The sequence below is a fragment of the Thermoflexus sp. genome, assembly GCF_025055495.1.
GTDB lineage: Bacteria > Chloroflexota > Anaerolineae > Thermoflexales > Thermoflexaceae > Thermoflexus.
Genome location: NZ_JANWXB010000336.1, coordinates 1 through 16,204 on the forward strand (window position 1 = coordinate 1; position 16,204 = coordinate 16,204).

General features: G+C 65.4%; 14 protein-coding genes. 4 read left to right on the forward strand and 10 right to left on the reverse strand.

Features of this window, described 5'->3' with window-relative positions; translation table 11 throughout:
* Window positions 1–109: 109 nt before the first annotated feature.
* The 8 genes from NZM16_RS10705 to NZM16_RS10740 all read right to left on the reverse strand — a co-directional run bounded on the left by NZM16_RS10705 (window position 110) and on the right by NZM16_RS10740 (window position 8,795).
* Window positions 110–670, reverse strand: coding sequence for a glycerol-3-phosphate acyltransferase (locus NZM16_RS10705; protein ID WP_295480322.1), 561 nt, complete (start codon window positions 668–670; stop codon window positions 110–112).
* Window positions 671–794: 124 nt separating this feature from the next.
* Window positions 795–1,613, reverse strand: coding sequence for a lycopene cyclase domain-containing protein (locus NZM16_RS10710; protein ID WP_295449427.1), 819 nt, complete (start codon window positions 1,611–1,613; stop codon window positions 795–797).
* 363 nt (window positions 1,614–1,976) lie between these two features.
* Window positions 1,977–3,041: a glycosyltransferase gene (locus tag NZM16_RS10715; RefSeq protein ID WP_295449429.1), complete on the reverse strand. Its 1,065-nt coding sequence runs from the start codon at window positions 3,039–3,041 to the stop codon at window positions 1,977–1,979.
* A gap of 1 nt (window position 3,042) precedes the next feature.
* Window positions 3,043–4,401, reverse strand: coding sequence for a cytochrome P450 (locus tag NZM16_RS10720; RefSeq protein ID WP_295480324.1), 1,359 nt, complete (start codon window positions 4,399–4,401; stop codon window positions 3,043–3,045).
* A 131-nt stretch (window positions 4,402–4,532) separates the two neighbouring features.
* On the reverse strand, window positions 4,533–5,891 hold the full coding sequence (locus NZM16_RS10725; protein ID WP_295480326.1) for a deoxyribodipyrimidine photo-lyase: 1,359 nt from the start codon (window positions 5,889–5,891) through the stop codon (window positions 4,533–4,535).
* Window positions 5,885–6,469, reverse strand: a complete 585-nt coding sequence (locus NZM16_RS10730; protein ID WP_295449438.1) for a DICT sensory domain-containing protein — start codon at window positions 6,467–6,469, stop codon at window positions 5,885–5,887. The genes NZM16_RS10725 and NZM16_RS10730 overlap by 7 nt, the downstream gene beginning before the upstream one ends.
* A 179-nt stretch (window positions 6,470–6,648) precedes the next feature.
* Window positions 6,649–7,719: a DUF523 and DUF1722 domain-containing protein gene (locus tag NZM16_RS10735; RefSeq protein ID WP_295449441.1), complete on the reverse strand. Its 1,071-nt coding sequence runs from the start codon at window positions 7,717–7,719 to the stop codon at window positions 6,649–6,651.
* 110 nt (window positions 7,720–7,829) lie between these two features.
* The gene (locus NZM16_RS10740) at window positions 7,830–8,795 is read right to left on the reverse strand and encodes a squalene/phytoene synthase family protein (RefSeq protein ID WP_295480328.1); all 966 of its coding nucleotides are present in this window, start codon (window positions 8,793–8,795) and stop codon (window positions 7,830–7,832) included.
* Window positions 8,796–9,045: 250 nt separating this feature from the next.
* Between NZM16_RS10740 and NZM16_RS10745 the strand changes: the two genes are divergently transcribed.
* Genes NZM16_RS10745 through NZM16_RS10760 form a run of 4 tightly spaced genes read left to right on the forward strand, consistent with a single transcriptional unit; the run spans window position 9,046 to window position 14,107 of the window.
* The gene (locus NZM16_RS10745; RefSeq protein WP_295480330.1) at window positions 9,046–10,683 is read left to right on the forward strand and encodes an NAD(P)/FAD-dependent oxidoreductase; all 1,638 of its coding nucleotides are present in this window, start codon (window positions 9,046–9,048) and stop codon (window positions 10,681–10,683) included.
* A gap of 34 nt (window positions 10,684–10,717) precedes the next feature.
* Window positions 10,718–12,031: a MerR family transcriptional regulator gene (locus NZM16_RS10750; protein WP_295449503.1), complete on the forward strand. Its 1,314-nt coding sequence runs from the start codon at window positions 10,718–10,720 to the stop codon at window positions 12,029–12,031.
* 58 nt (window positions 12,032–12,089) lie between these two features.
* Window positions 12,090–12,533, forward strand: a complete 444-nt coding sequence (locus NZM16_RS10755) for an SRPBCC family protein (RefSeq protein ID WP_295449450.1) — start codon at window positions 12,090–12,092, stop codon at window positions 12,531–12,533.
* Window positions 12,530–14,107, forward strand: coding sequence for an NAD(P)/FAD-dependent oxidoreductase (locus NZM16_RS10760; RefSeq protein ID WP_295449453.1), 1,578 nt, complete (start codon window positions 12,530–12,532; stop codon window positions 14,105–14,107). The genes NZM16_RS10755 and NZM16_RS10760 overlap by 4 nt, the downstream gene beginning before the upstream one ends.
* A 134-nt stretch (window positions 14,108–14,241) precedes the next feature.
* Here the strand turns inward: NZM16_RS10760 and NZM16_RS10765 are convergent, their stop codons facing one another.
* Together NZM16_RS10765 and NZM16_RS10770 are read right to left on the reverse strand one after the other, a co-directional pair.
* Window positions 14,242–15,501, reverse strand: coding sequence for a glycosyltransferase family 4 protein (locus NZM16_RS10765; protein WP_295480332.1), 1,260 nt, complete (start codon window positions 15,499–15,501; stop codon window positions 14,242–14,244).
* Entirely contained in the window at window positions 15,498–15,917 is a 420-nt protein-coding gene (locus tag NZM16_RS10770) for a DUF2726 domain-containing protein (RefSeq protein ID WP_295449458.1), read from the reverse strand. The genes NZM16_RS10765 and NZM16_RS10770 overlap by 4 nt, the downstream gene beginning before the upstream one ends.
* Window positions 15,918–16,204 lie beyond the last annotated feature (287 nt).

Below are 16,204 nucleotides of genomic sequence, written 5' to 3' on the forward strand. Positions count from 1 at the left end.
TGGGGGGGTGCATCCCCGGGGCGGGTGGGGGCTCCCGTTTTGTGGCTTTGGGGGGGGGGCGAGGCCGCGGATGGCGGCCTCGCCCCATCCAAAACCAAAATGTCAAGGGTTAGCCCCGGCGGTGCGTCCAGAACAGCAAAACGGTGTGTCCCAGCGCCACCACCAGCCAGGCGGCGGGTGCCCATCCGGCGGCCACCCCAAAGGCCAGCAGCCCATCCAAGCTCAGCATCCCCAGCCGGACCGCTCGGGCCTCCGGGGGCGCGAGCCGCAGGAACAGCGCGAACAGCCCCCCCAGGAGCATCGGGATCTGCCACAGCGTCAGCCCGCTCCACACACCGAAGGTGACCGCAAGCGCTTTCCCGCCCCGAAAGCCCAGCCACGGCGAGAACGCGTGGCCCACCGGAGCAGCGATCGCCAGCGGGATCAATTGCCAGTCCGACAATCCCCCTATGTGCCGTGCCAGCCAAATCGGAATGGCCCCCTTGAAAAACTCCAACAACAACGCCAGCACAAACCAGCCCCGTCCACCCGCCCGCCGCACGTTCATCGCCCCCGGGTTCCCATCCCCGTAGCGCCGGATGTCCACCTTCATCCCCCATCGCCCGATCCACCAGGCCAGCGGAAGCGATCCGGAAAGAAACGCAACCGCCGACCACAACGCCTCCATCATCCGCAACCCTCCATCCGGAGTCATCACACCCGAAGAATCCCCTACACCACCAGGCGGCGAGGGAACTGGGAGCCTGAAGCCAGGGAGTCAGAGCTCCTCCGGGCGAGGGCGTAGCTCTCCCAGCTCAAGAAAGCCGCTCTTTTTTCCGGGCCCCGGGGTCTGCGCTCGAGAGGCGAACCATTTCCTGAATACGTCGCAGACGCGCTCGTGATTCTGGAAGGACCATCAGGAGGCTCCCATTTGCGATCAGCAGGCTGGTCAGGAAGAAAAAGACCCCCTCCTCCACCGGCAAGCCCAGCATCTTCCATCCCGTGCTCCAATCCCCGGAGATCCGCCAGATCCCTTCCCGGATGGCCAGCGCGTCGGCCGCAGACAGAAAGAGGGCGGGCGGGATCCAGATCCGCAACAGATCCCCCCTTCGACTCCACAGGAGATCGCCACCGAAGAGCAATTGAAGGATCAGAGGCGGAAGGCCCCAGACCAGAATCAGGCCCATATACACCCATGGGCTTCCCCATACCCGCCAGATCATCAGGTTCGCGATCCAAAGCCCCAGGCCGGCGATCCCCAGCGTCCATCGCCATCGGCCGCTCCTCGCTGATGAGAGTGTCCACTTCCCCTCTGGAACCTTCCACAGAAGCGCTCCCCACATGCCGACCAGAAGCGGTTGAAGGACGAAGAAAGCATATTCTTCGATCGGCACCCATCCGATCACCCATCCGATCACCCGGGCCGGATCATAGGTCCATACCCCACGGGCCACGAGGAAATTATCCCAGGGCGTGGTGTAAGCCAGAGCGATGGCGGCGTGGAACACGACGGCGCGCCGCCACACCCGGAAGAAGGCATCGAATTGCTGATCCCGGCGGCGATACTCCAGCACGGCCGTTAGCAGCAGGATCGGGCCCACCAAGAACAGCGCCAGGAACCCCACATAAGTCATCCGGCCGCTCCCATCGAAGATCCTCCGAACATGCTTCTTGCCTCGGACAGCGTTTTACCGGGTATGGACCAGCTACGCTATCGAAACGACCTCTCCCCGAGACTCAACGATGGGGGTTCGCGAACATGCAGGGCCACTGAAGTCGGCTCCGCACGCTCACGAGAAATCGTGCTTTGTCTGGCTATCGACTGGGGATTTGAGGAACCGAAGCGCATCCGGGAGCCCGCGGCCCCTTCCTCCTTTCTCCCCTCTTCCCACGGCCCTCTGGGCTGTGGGAAGAGGGGAGAAAACATCTTTCGGGGGCAGTGCGGTGGGCCAAAGGCCCCCCACACCGCCCCCGAAAACCCCCGATATCTGGGGGCTTCATCGGACCCGACGTTCTTTCCACGGAATTCCTGCGCCGATCCATCGCCACAGCAGGCCCCGCAGGCCGGCGGCGGCCACGAAGGCCGCCCCTAAAGGGGCGATCAGGGCGGCCTCGGGGCGGCCCATCCGGGAGCTCCAAGGAAGCATCGCCAGCCCGCTCGCCATCCACTCGATCCACGCCGCCCACCACGGGCCCCGATGCCATCCCCCCAGGCCCCGGAGCGGAAGGGCCAGCGACGCGATCAGGAACATGGCGATCCATGGCCGCAGGCCCGGCCAGCCCAGAGTCCCCGCGCTGAGCCGGGACATCCCATCCCACATCGATCGGATCCCGGCATACATCCGCACCCGGAAAGCATCCCGGCCGTCCAGCAGGGGGATCTGATAGCCGGAGGATCGTAAACGCATCCCGATCGCGAGATCTTCCAGCATCTGATCTCGCACCGCCGCAAACCCACCGATCCGTTCGTAAGCCTCCCTTCGAACCAACAGATACTGGCCGTTCACCAACCCCTCGGTGGAACGCATCCCGGCGAAGAGACCAGCGAAGGCCACCGCGAGGGCCGCTGCCTCCATAACGCTTCGAGGCTCAAAGGCCGGGAACAGCGTAAGTCCATCTGCCCCACTGGCCAGCGCCCATGCGACGGCGCTGGCGGCGCTGTCCGGCGCGTGCCAGGTGTCCGCATCGGTGAACAGCAACCATTCGCCGCGCGCCGCCCGAGCCCCCTGATGGGCGGCGTAAGGTTTGCCCAGCCAGCCCGGGGGCAGCGTATCCAGCCGCAACACCGGGATCTCCCAGGCGGCCGCCACCCGCGCCGTGTCGTCCTGCGACTGATCATCCACCACCCAGATCTCCAGCGGTCCCGGATAGCGCAACTGGCGCAGGGAGGGGAGCAGATGCTGAAGATTCTCCGCCTCGTTGCGGGCGGGAACGATGATCGAAAGGGAAGGCAACGGCCTGGAGACGGGCCGGACCGGGAGAACCGGCAGACGCCGGGCACGATGAACACCATAGAGGGCCAACCCGATCCGCAGGCTGGATTCTGCCAGCATCCAGAACATCTTAAGGATTCCTCCGCCGGAGCTCATGGCCGGTCCAAGGGACATAGAACCTTGCGGGCGCGATCCGTCGAACTCGCACCCATGCTCCGGGCCATGGATCAAGGGTCGCTCGAAGGCGCGGGCGGGGAGCCGGAGGGACCGGCTCGAAAGCGACCCGCTGGAGCATGCGAGCGAGGGCCATGAACCCTTCCAGCTTGGCCAGCGGTGCCCCGATGCAAAAACGGGGACCCGCTCCGAAGGGTAGATATCGAAGGGACGTTCCCTCCCACTCCGATGACGATGAAAGGAAGCGCTCCGGCTGAAACCGATCCGGGTCCTTCCACAGCTTAGGATGTCGATGGATGGTGTAGATCGCCACCAGCACCCGCGTCCCGGCGGGAATAGAGACCCCGTCCAGCGTCACTGGGGCCAGGGCCCGACGGTTCAGAACGGGGATGGGAGGGAACAGCCGCATGGATTCCGTGCCGACCGCCCGCAGGAAGGCCAGGGAGCGGATCGATTCCGGATCCGGTGCGCGATCTCCCAGATGCTCCTGCACCTCCGCCCGCGCTCGATCCTGAACGTCAGGATGCCTGGCCAGCAACGCGATCGTCCACGCCAGCCACATCGCAACCGTGTCGTGGCCAGCGATCAGGAGGGTGATCATCTGGTCCCGGATGTCTTCCTCGCTCATATCCGGCATGCGAGCCCAGGCGGAGAGCAGGTCGTCCGAATGGGGATCCTCGCGACGCTGGCGGATCAGCGCCCGCACCTGGGCATCCAGCCGCTCGAGGGAACGACGGTATCCGGGCCGCGGGAGGCGAGGAAAGAGCAGCCAGAGCCCGGGGGCGATATAGGCGCGGGCGGCCTCCAGTGGCTCCGCCATCGATTCCGCGACGCGCGGCGGCAGGCCGAAGATCACCTCCAGCAGGATCTCTAACGCCATCCGCCGCATCGCCATCGCCATCTCCACCACGTCGCCGTCCGGCCATGCGTCGATCCAGCGGTCGATATGCGCTTGCATGCGCGCCGCCCGGGCCTCCAGATAGGCCGGGCGGAAGAAGGGCTCGGCGAACCGGCGCGCCCGGTCGTGGTCTTCCCCATCCACCACCAGCATCCCGCCCCTCATCAGGCGGGCCACCGGGTCAGCGGCCAGACGGGAGGAGAAGAGATGGCGATGGGTCACCAGGACCGCGCGGGCGGCCTCCGGGCCAGCCACCACGGCAACGCGCATCCATAGAAACGATAAAAAGAACACATCCCCGGCATCCTCCCGAAGAGGGCTTAGCGCCTCCAGGAGAAACCGGTCCCGGATCAGCGTCCGGAGCGCCCGCCACTGCGCGCGAGCCCCGGGATATCCACATGGGGGTTTCCCGGCCATCTGCAGAGCTCCCGTCTGCTGGATCGGCAAGGAGATGGCGCTTCCTTAGGGCAGATCGCATTCCATGTTCGCCCGCCATCGTTGAACGAGCGGCGTAACTTCATCGTTCGCCGTGCGTCAGGGATTATCCCTCACGCCGGCGCCTCGCGCATCAGCGGAGCCGGATAATCCACGCCGATGCGGCATCCAACCGATCGCTGAACCTCCGGGGGCATGGTCCATGGAGCGTGCACGTAAGGGATCGGCACGCGCTCCAATTCCGGCACCCATCGCCGGATGTATCGGCCCTCCGGGTCCCATGTCCGGGCCTGCGTCGTAGGGTTGAAGACCCGGAAGCCGGAGGCATAATCGGCGCCGACACCCGCCACCCACTGCCAGTTCCCCAAGTTCACCGCTGGATCCCCGTCCAGGAGCTCCTCGAGAAACACCCTTGCGCCCACGCGCCAGTCTACGCCCAGGATGCGGGTCAGAAACGAGGCGACCACCAGCCGCGCGCGGTTCGGCATCCACCCCGTGGCTCGAAGCTGTCGCATCGCGGCGTCCACCAGGGGGTATCCGGTTCGCCCCTCCGCCCATGCCGGAAGGGCCTGAGGGTCCTCCCGCCATCGGTCATGCTCCGGTCGGAGCGGGCGATCGACCAGCTCCGGAAGATGGAATAACAACGTGATGAAGAACTCGCGCCAGATCAGCTCATCCAGCCATGCGGAAGCGCTCCGTCGAGCCTCTTCATCCGGCGCCCGTTCCATCGCCTGCACGGCGGCGATGGCCGCGCGGCGGGGCGAAAGCATGCCAAAGCGCAGGTAAGGCGACAGGCGAGCGCTCCCTTCGCGATCCAGCCGATGCCGATCGCGGGCGTAGCGATAGATCGGTGCCTCCGCCCCCTCCGTGAACGCGCGCAGGCGCCGGAGGGCCTCCTCCTCCGATGGGGGGAAATCCTCGAAACCCTCTCCGCGCTTCAGCGGTAAGGGAAGAGAGGGGATCCCCGGAGGGGTTGGGATCCGAACCGGAGGCGGCCGCAGGGATCCCGCGTCAAGGGGCGTGGTGTCCCGCCAGGCTTTACGGAAGGCGCTGAACACCCGATAGGGAGTCCCGTCGGATTTCGTGAGGGAGGCCGGATGGCGGACCGTTGGGAACCCCATGCGATGAAAGGGAAGCTGCCGAGCGATGACCTCATCCCGCTGGCGGGCGTAAGGGGTGAAATCCTCCTCCGCGAAAATGAAGGCGGCCCCCGTTTCCGTCATCAGGGCACCGAGGGCCTCGAGCGGAGGCCCCTCGCGGACCACCAGATAGCTTCCACGCTCCCGAAGGGCACGATCCAGATCCCGGAGGGCGGCCATCAGGAAAGCCCAGCGGCGCGGGGAAGAACGCCGGAGAACGGGATCGATGATAAACGCCGGGATCACCCCATCTGCCCCACGGAGGGCAGCCGCCAGGGCGGTCTGATCGTGAAGGCGCAGATCCCGGCGGATCCACCATATGGCGATCACCATCGTTGCTCCTCCGGCCGCGACGGCATCGGCACGTCCGCCGGGAAGAGTATGTGCAGGATCATCAACACCTGGTATGCGATTTCTCCCTCAAACGTATAGAAGCCCTCATAGTAGCGTCCCGATCCATCCAGGGCTGGGATTTCCCGCGCTAGGAGGGTCATCGCCAGGCCCGGGCCGTAGGCGATCACGAACCAGTATTCAACCAGGGAGGTGCCACTCGTGTTGATCCAGCGGATCGAAGCTGGAAGCATCAGCCCGGAAATATCGGAGATATCTGGGGCCCCATAAATCCAGCCCCGGGAGATCCCGCTCGAAAGCGCGCGATATCGGTCCAGCTGGGGAAGGAATCGGGACAGGACCTGAAACGAGACGTGAAGGTCGGCCGTGCCGCGGCTCTGGGCAGCAGCGTCCTCAATGATCCGGCTCACGGCCGTCATGGCCGGGACGGAAAAGATATAGCGAAACGAGATTTGACGCCACGTCTCCGGGCGGATCCGCTCCAGCAGTGCTTCCCCCTGAGGGGGATAAGAGCGCATCACCTCTCGATAGAAGTCTTCCAGAATCCGAAAGGCGGCCAATGCGACCTCCCTCTGGCATGATGGATAGCCCTTCGTCCCGCATAAGTGGATCGTGCCCTATAGATCGCCGATCCTCCCGTAGCCCTGCGGGCCGGATATCCACGATGAGGAGAGAAACCCAGAGCGCTGTTTTCAGATGCTACACGCCGAGCGCTCCACGAGGTGGAAGGCATCCCTGCTCATCCCGGGGGAGCACTCGCCCCGAGGCCCGGGCTCCTGCGGAAAGCTCCCTTCCATCGAAGAGGCCGTCCCTTCCCTGAATCCTCGGGAGAGATCAGGGCGCGGGGGAAAGGTTCGAAGAGCGCCTGTTGAAGCAGGTAGGGCACCTCGAAGCGGATCGCCCAGGATTGCAGCAGGCGCAGGGGTGCATCCCAGTGGGCTCGCCCCTCCCGGTAATCCGCCAGCAGCTCCAGGAAATAGGCCCTCTCCGGACGGGTGAGGTGGGCTGAAACGTATCCGAACCCGTGCATCAACGCGTTGGCCATTGACGGCCGTCGGGGAGGGAAAAGCAGCGCCGCCCGGAACCCGGCCAGGTATCGACGCGAGATCTCCTGCATGGGAAGACGATCCGGATTGGCCAGGGTGCGACCCAGCTCCCGCAGCGCTTCCTGGTTATACGCCATCAGCAAGAACTTATAACGAGCGTGGAAAGCCATCAGGGCATGAGGGGATCCCTCCTCGATGGCCTGGCGCAGCCGGGCCAGGGCGAAGACCGCCGTCAGGAAGTGCTCGCGGATCTCCCGGTTGGTTAGGCGGCCCTCGTCCTCCACCGGGATATCCGGGAAGAACCGACGGACGGCCTCGGCGAAAAGCCCCGGGCGTTGCCCGGAGGAGGGCGCCGATCCATGGCCGGGATACACCCGGGCATCCCAGGGGGCACATGAAGGGGAACGGCTCTTCAGGATCGCCCCGTCCACCTCGCCGAGCCGGCTCAGAAAGAGGGCGCTGAACCGACGCATGCGCTCTGTCAGGTCCTGACCGGTATCGGGTTGGATCAGGCGAAGGCCCTCCCCAGTTTCCACCAAACGGATGGGAGGACGCGGAACACCCAGCCCGATAGTCACCTCAGGGCAGACAGGGATGAACTCCACGTAAGGCTTCAGGGACTCCACGAGGGAGTTCGGGATCCGCCCTCCGTCATAGCGGACGTCGGCGAAGCCCAGGCACTCACTGATCAGCAGACGGGGCCGGGGCCACTCCGAGCGCGCAGCCGGCTCCGAACACTGTTCCGTCGATCCACGGCCGTTCATTCTATCCCTCCTGGTGGACTGTCCCAATCGAAAACGACTCCTCGAAAATCCGAAGGGCGCCGCCCCAATAAATCGTGGCGCCTTTCCCCCTTCACAGCGAATATCGCGCGCTATTTAGCGCGGCGCGCGTAAAACCCGGTTCGAACCCGCCACCAGATTCGGGGCAGGCGAATCAGCATGGTGACACGGCTCAGATGAGCCCTCCGCCGGAACACGTCGAAATCGTGCCGCTCGATGTCCTCCAGAATGCCCCGATAGAGCTCGGCGGCGGCCGCGATCGCCAGACGTCCATCCGGATTCAGACCCATCACACCCGGAAGCGCCTCCTCGTAAAGATGACGAACCCGAGCGATCTGGAAGGCCATAAAATTCCGCCAGCGCCCATCGACGCGCCCGACCTCGATATCCTCCTCGCTGAGACCGAAGGCCTGTAGCTCCTCCAGCGGCAGATACAGACGTCCCCGTTGCCAATCCTCCCCCACATCTCGCAGGACGTTGGTCAGCTGCAGAGCGACCCCCAGGCGGACGGCGTAGGGAACGATCATTGGATCGGAAAAGCCGATGATATGCATGCTCATCAGCCCAACTGTAGAGGCCACCCCGTAACAGTATCCAGCTAACTCCTCGAAGGTCTCGTAGCGAGCGCGCTGCAGATCCTGAGAGAGCGTGTCCAAGAGCTGCTCGGCATAGCGCTTCGGGATCCGGTAGCGGATCCGAACATCCGTCCATGCCAGCGCGATCGGCTCGTCCTCCGGCGGGGGCTCCTCGAGGGCGATGCGACGCCAGCGGGCAAGCTCCGCCGACGGATCGCCCTGAGGGTCATCTACGATATCGTCGGCGACACGGCAGAAAGCGTATAGCGCGCGCGTCGCCTGCCGCTTGGGAGCAGGCAGCAGCGCCGAAGCCCAGTAGAACGTGCGGCTGTGCTGACGGATGATCCGTTCGCACGCCTTATAGGCCCAGCGCAACCGATGGCCATCAGCGATGCGCTCCAGATGGGAAACCGATTGGCTCATCGCCGCCCATGCTCGCTCCACCAGCGGGCGTTCCCACTCCGCCAGTGCCAGCCCCACCATGTCCTCCCGAAATCCAGAGCCATGCCTCCCTCGCCCCGGGAGGCCGGGGAAGAAAAGCGCTCGTGATCCGTCCACTCTCCCGAAGGCCCCAATCCTAATTGAGCCTCCGCAAAGGCCCCTCCTCCCGTAAGGCCCTGGGTGGAATAAGGTCCGGGGACACTATACCACATCCGCCCCTGATTGTCAATATTATGTCCATAAAATATTGACAAAATATGGTCATCCGGATAGGATAGGGAGGGGTGCAGGAGTGGGCGCATCTCCGGCTGCGGCCGGAGATGCGCCCGATGTCGAGGAACTGGCACCACGAGAGCGCCTGGGTCTTCCCTATCCTGTCTGTGGAGCGTGGCAGATGAACACCCATCGAGCACGAGTGCTGATCATCGGGGCGGGGATCGGCGGGTTGGCGGCGGCGGCGCGGCTGGCCCGGATGGGATTCGCCGTCCAGGTGCTGGAAAAGAATCCGGAGCCCGGCGGACGTTGCGGCCGGCTCATCCGCGAAGGCCACCGCTTCGATACAGGGCCCACGCTTCTTCTCATGCCCGAGGTCTTTACGCAGACGTATGCCGATCTCGGCGAGCGGATCGAAGATCATCTGGATCTGATCCGCGCCGAGCCGCTTTATCAGATTTTCTTCCCGGATGGCTCCCGGCTGACGATGACCGGCGATCTGGTGGCCCTTCGGGAGCAGCTGGACGCGTTGGCCTCGGGCAGCTTCGAGGGATTTGTGCGCTATCTGGCGGACGGCCATCGCTTCTATCGGATCGCTATGGAGCGCTTCATCGGGCGCAACTTCCCCTCCTTTTTCAGCTATTTCAGCCCGGCTCACCTGCGGCTCCTGCTGGATCTGCGAGCCCTGGCGCCGCACTACCAGGAAACCGGGCGATACGTAAGGGATCCACGCCTGCGGATGGCGATGACGTTCCAGGATATGTATCTGGGGTTGAGCCCCTATGAGGCGCCGGCGACATATGCGATGCTGGCGGCCGCTGAGCTGATCCGGGGCATCTGGTTCCCCCGAGGGGGGATGTATCGGCTGGTGGAGAGCCTGGAGAGGATCGCCCGCGGCTACGGCGCCCAGTTCGTCTACCAGGCTCCCGTGCAGCGCATCGAGACGGATGGCGATCGGGCGACGGCGGTGATCCTGGAAAACGGCGAGCGCGTAGAGGCAGATTTCATCATCGTGAACGCGGATCTGCCTTACGCTTATCGTCATCTGCTCCCTCCCAGCCCCGAGGCCCGCCGGATGGAGCGCTATCGCTACACCTGTTCCGCCATCACGTTCTACTGGGGGCTCCGCGCCCCTGCGCCGCAGCTTTCCGCCCATAACCTGTTCTTCGCCGGCGACTATCGGGCGAGCTTTGAGCGGATCTTCCGCGATCACGACATGCCGGATGCACCCAGCTTTTACATCCACGCCCCGGCGCGCCTGGATCCCTCCGCGGCGCCTCCTGGGAGGGACACGCTCATGGCGCTGGTGCCAGTGGGCCATTTGAGCCCGAAGCAACCGGATATCGAGACGATGATCCATCGGGCGCGAGGGGAAGTGGAACGACGGCTGAAGGAAGAGCTGGGCATTCCGGTCGGCGAGCTTCGGCATTTCGAGGTCGTCTACACGCCGGAGACATGGAAGCGCCTTTATAATCTCGAGAGGGGGGCCGCCTTCGGCCTGAGCCATCATTTCCAGCAGATGGGCTACCTGCGGCCATCCAATCGACATCCCCGATACCGAAACCTCTATTTCGTCGGCGCCAGCACCCATCCGGGGACTGGCCTGCCGATGGTCCTGATCTCCGCGCGGCTGGCGGTGGAGCGCCTGATCGAGGAGCACCCGATCGCCCTTCGGCGCAGCTGGCCTGTCCCCAGGCAGGCTTCCGCGTCCCCCTGATCGGGATCTTGCAAGGGAGAGGCGGGTGATCGAGATGCGTGGGGAACGAGAGGATCAGCGACCCTCTTATAGCCTGCAGGTAGTGGTGCGCGAGACCGGAATCCATCCGGACACCCTGCGGGTCTGGGAGCGGCGGTATGGGCTGCCCCGGCCCCAGCGAACCCCGGGCGGGCACCGCCTGTATTCCCGGCGGGACATCGAGATGATCCGCTGGCTCCTGGCACGCCAGGCAGAGGGCATGCGCATCGCCCAGGCTATCGCCCTGTGGCGATCCCTCGAGGCGGCAGGTCAGGATCCCCTCCGGGCAACCGTCTCGCCGGCTCCTCCGGAGGTGGGCCCCGCCTCCCTGCAAGCCCTTCGAACGGCCTGGGTAGAGGCGGTGTTGAATTTCAATGAGGAAGAAGCAGATCGGATCTGGAGCGAGGCCCTGTCGCTGTATCCCGTAGAGCAAGTATGCATGGATCTGGCCATCGGCGGGGTAGCGGAGATCGGCGAGCGCTGGTATCGGGGGACGGCCACGGTGCAGCAGGAGCATTTCGCCTCCGCGCTGGCGGCCCGACGACTGAGCGCTGTGATCGCCGCCTCCCCGCCCCCGTCGCGTCCGGAGCGGATCGTGGTCGCCTGTCCCCCGGAGGAGACCCATACGTTGCCCGGGCTGCTGATCACCCTGATCCTCCGACGCCGGGGCTGGCTGGTGATGGATCTTGGGGCGAATGTTCCGCTGCTGCAGATGGAGGAAGCGCTGGAGACGATACAGCCACACTTGATCATTATGACCGCCCAGACCCTTTATACGGCGGCGACCCTGGCGGATGCAGCGGAGCGGGTCCGCCTCCACGGGATCCGCCTGGCCTTCGGCGGAAGGATCTTCCAGCGCCAGCTGGATGCCCGCCGATATATCCCCGGCCGTTACCTGGGCGATCGCTGGGAGGAGATCCCCCAGCAGGTCGCCGCGACCCTAGCCGATCCCCATCCCGCCTCCGCGTCCCCGCTGCCGTCCGAATATCGAGAGGCCGTGCGCCGGTATCGTCTGCATCAGCCGATGATCGAGATCGAGCTGGCCCGCGAGGCACCGGAGGCGCTGCGGATCCTTCAGGAGCTGGACCTGGATCTGGTCAGCCCTGCCCGGATTCTGGAGGCCGCGCTGCGGCTGGGATCGGCGGAACTGGCCCGTGAGGAGATCCGATGGTTGGGGGAATTCTTCCGCGGCCAGCGGATGCCCCTTGACGCCCTGCAGACCACCCTGCGAGCCTACGCGGCCGGCTTGCGCCGGATCGCGGACCCAGGGGATCCTCTCGAGCGCCTGGCGAGGCTCCTGGAGGAAGAGGCCGAGGACCTGAAGCCGTAACGCTTCGCCTTTCGCTGACGGTGCAACATCCCTGTATAGCCTCGGAGCGGAGCCGGACATGCGATTTCAATACGCCTTCACCGTCGAGGCCCCGATCGAACGGATCTCCGCCCTGCATCAGGATCCGTTGACCCTGGAGCATCTGATGCCGCCCCCCCTTCGATTGGAATGGGAGCATCGAGAGCCGATCGCGGAGGGCTCCCTGGCGCGCTTTGTGATCCGGCTCGGCCCGTTTCGGGTTCGCTGGACGGCCCGCCATCAGGCGGTTTCCCCGTTCGGGTTTACGGATGAACAGGTCGAGGGGCCCTTTCAACGCTGGGTGCATCGGCATTCCTTCCAGGCCTGCGGCCCTCGCTGCACACGGATTGTGGAGGAGATCGAGGCGCGCTGGCCCCGTCACCCGATCCGCTGGATCCTGGCGACCGGGATGTGGCTGGGCCTGCCGTTCCTGTTCGCTTACCGGGCCCGCCGGATCCGGGAGATAGCGGAGAATCGATCATGAGCGCAAAGCCGGTGGTGGTAATCGGAGCGGGGATTGGAGGGCTGACAGCGGCGGCCCTGCTGGCCCACGCCGGATGCCCCGTGGTGGTCCTGGAAGCCCATTGGGATCCAGGAGGCTGTGCCGCCACCTTCTTCCGGAAGGGGTTCCGGTTCGACGCCGGGGCCACCTTGGCCGCCGGCTTCCTGCCTGGGATGCCCATGGCCCGCTTAGGCGAGCGGCTGGGGATCGACTGGGGTGTCCGGCCTGAAGCGGTGGCCATGCAGATCCATCTTTCCGACGGGACTGTGGTCACCCGTTGGACGGACCGGGAGCGCTGGCGGGAGGAGCGCCAGGCCCATTTCGGCCCTGCCGCCGAGCCCTTCTGGCGGTGGCAGGAACGAACCGCCCGGGCGTTCTGGGCGATGGCGCTCCGGGGAATGCCGTGGCCGCCCCAAACCGTGGATGAAGCCCTCCGATGGCTGGCGGAAGGCATCGGGTGGCTTCGGGAGGAACCGGCGCGGATTGGAGCTCTTGCGGCCCTGTTCCGACCGGTGACTGCTTACCTGCCGCCGGCTCACCCACGGCTTCATGAATTCATCCATGCGCAACTGCTGATCAGCGCCCAGGCGCTGGCGGAGCGCGTATACGCCGCCTATGGGGCAGCGGCGCTGGATCTGCCCCACACCGGCGTCGGATCCGTTCCCGGCGGGATCGGTGAGCTGGCCACGCGGTTAGCGGAGGCCGTCCAGCGATTCGGGGGTCAGATCCACTTTCGCCAGGAAGTGGTCCGCGTGCGGCTCACCCGCGCAGGGACAGCGCGGGTGGAAACCCGCGCCGGCATGGTTGTAGAAGCGGACCATGTGATCTTCAACCTCACGCCCTTCGACGCAGCGCGGCTGCTGGGCGAGGAGGCCCCTGCGGCCCTCCAGCGCGTCCCCCCTGCCCCTCCGGATGGGTGGGGCGCCTTCGTCGTCTACGCAGGGATCCGCAGCGAGGGGCTTCCGGAGGATCTCCCCCTTCACCATCAGATCGTTCAGGGCGGTGGATGGGGAGAAGGCCATACCCTGTTCGTTTCGATCAGCCCCCCATGGGATCCCCTTCGGGCCCCTGCGGGCCATCGGGCGCTGACCATCAGCACTCATACCGCTCTGGCGCCCTGGTGGCGGTTGTGGGCGAGCGATCGGGAGGCTTACGAGGAGCGAAGGCTCCAGATGGAGGAGCGCATCCGGAAGGCCGCCGCGCGAGTGATCTCCGATCTGGATGCCCGGATTGTGTTCTGGGAATCCGGCACTCCGATCACCTTTCAGCGGTTCACCCGCCGGTCCATGGGTTGGGTAGGCGGCTTCCCCCAAACCCATATTGGCCGCAATGGGGGACCTCGCATCGGGGCCCGGCTGTGGCGGGTGGGCGATAGCATCTTCCCGGGGCAATCCATCCCGGCCGTGGTGCTGGGCGCCTGGCGGACGGCGGAGGCGATCCAGCGGGCGATAGCCGAGACCGCACGGGTTCAGCTCTTCCCTGCCCCACGCCTATCCCACGCAAAGACTGCCGGGTCCTTCGGGAACTTCATCCGGCCCGCTCGGGAACCGAGGTAGCGCTTGACTGGGGCGGATGGCGTTCCTGATTTTCAGGTTTCCCGCCCCTCGAGCTCAAAAGGCCCGAGGGCTCGCCTCGCCGGATGCTGGCCTCTTTCCAGAGATCCTACCATCCCTTATCCAGCACTGGGCGACTATGGAACAGGCAAGTGGTCATCCTCGATCAGCGGGATCAACCGGGCCTGGATGAGCGTGGACCATGCGAACTGCTGGCGAACCCGTCGGCGCAGGCGGGCGACGGGATCCGTCTCCATGAAACGGGCGATCGCCGCTGCCAGATCCTCTGGGCCCTCCGTCTCGGGGAACAGGAACACGTCGGCCCCGCCGAGCTCCTCCAGGGGCGGTAATGAATAGGCGAATACCGGCAGCCGGGCCAGCCCCGCCTCCAGGACCGGCAGCCCGAATCCCTCCTCCTGGCTGGTGAGCAACACGGCGTCCGCCAGGGTATAGAAATCCGCTACTGCCTCCTCCGGCAATCCCTCGGCCACGAATTCACAGAGGAAATGGGCCGCGCCCTCCAGCCCCCAGGCGGTTCGCAGATGGCGGAGCTCTTCCAGATAGGCCCGATTGGCCGGGCTATGCGGGCCAGGAGGCCCGGTGACCACCAGTCGCGCATCCCAGCCGGTCCGCTCCCGCAAGATCCGCAGAACGGCAAGGGCAGCCTGTAGGTTCTTACGCCGGGTGATCCGAACCGGGGCGAGCAGGATGACATCGGCTTCCATCAAGCCCAACTGTTCCACCAGGGACCGGGTGAGGGGGGTCCAGCGGAAAAACGCCTCCAGATCCACCCCGTTGGGGATCACGTGAATCTGCTCCATCGGAATCCCCCAGGCCGCCGCCAGAGCCTGACGGCGGGCCTCGGAGACCGTTACGTGGACCACCGGCCAGGGCCGGAAGAGCAGATCCCAGGGCTCCCCGGGGAAGCGCGGCGCCTCCGACCGCAGGATCACCGCATCGTGATGCCAGCCGATCCAGCGCCGGGGTTCCTGACGGACCAGATCGTAAAGCGCGGCGGTGAGGGCGAGGTTTTTATCCATCGTGCACACATTATGGAGGATCGCCACCTCCACTCCGCGCAGGGCCTCCGAGAGGGCCGTGCGCAATCGCTGCCGCCAGCGAGGGAAATCAGCCGGGCGCTGGCCCTCCCGCAACGCCGCTTGCAACGGCGCGATCTGGGGATGCCCTCCATACATGAGCGGAATCGCCACCGCCTCAACCCCGAACAGGGTCTGATCCACCACGCCCGCAACGATCCGGATCGCGTATCCAGCCTGCGTCAGGAGACGGGCCTGGCGGGCCAGCACGCTCTCCACGCCTCCCACCACCGGCGGGGCGGTATAATGGACAAGGCCGATCAACGATCGCTGCCGCACGAATAGATTTCGAGCCGTCATCCTTCTCCCTGCGCTTTCCCCTGAGCGGGGGCTGCCCTCCAGATCGCCTGGGCGATCTCCTCCACACTCCACGCCTCTCCCACCCGCCAGCGAAGCAGGGGGATGCCGACGAGCTGGAACAGATCGTTCTTCCGGCGATCGCGCTCCCGTCGGATGGGGGTCTCATGGGTGGTATCGTCCAACTCGATGGCGATCACGGGCTCCCAGGAGCGGGGATGGAGCAGGAGGAAGTCCACCTGTCCGCTCTGCAACATCGTGTATAGCCCGGAGGGAAGATGGCTGCGCCGCTTCATGATCTGCGCCAGCGGGACCTTCACCGCGATGACCCAGCGCTCGCCGACCGCTTTCCTCAGGGTCCAGTAGAACGCCGCCTCGCTATCGGAGAGCAGGCGGACAGGTCGAACGGATCCAGGCATCGCCGGGACCGTCGATCCTCTCCGCGCCGTTCCCCTGCGGGATGGAGCGATAAGGAACCAGCCTCCCACCACCAGAATTGCAAGGAACAACAAAGACACCCCGACCAGAATTGCCCCAAGCCAGCGCGCTTCCATCTTAGATCCCCGGGGAAGGATGGGACACTTCGGATATAATTATAAATATACTGCAGAATATTTCCTCGAGCCGGGGCTAGTGCTTTGTCCAGTTATAAACCGGGGATTTGAGGAACCGAAGCGAGTCCGGAAGGCGATGGCCCCTCCCCCCT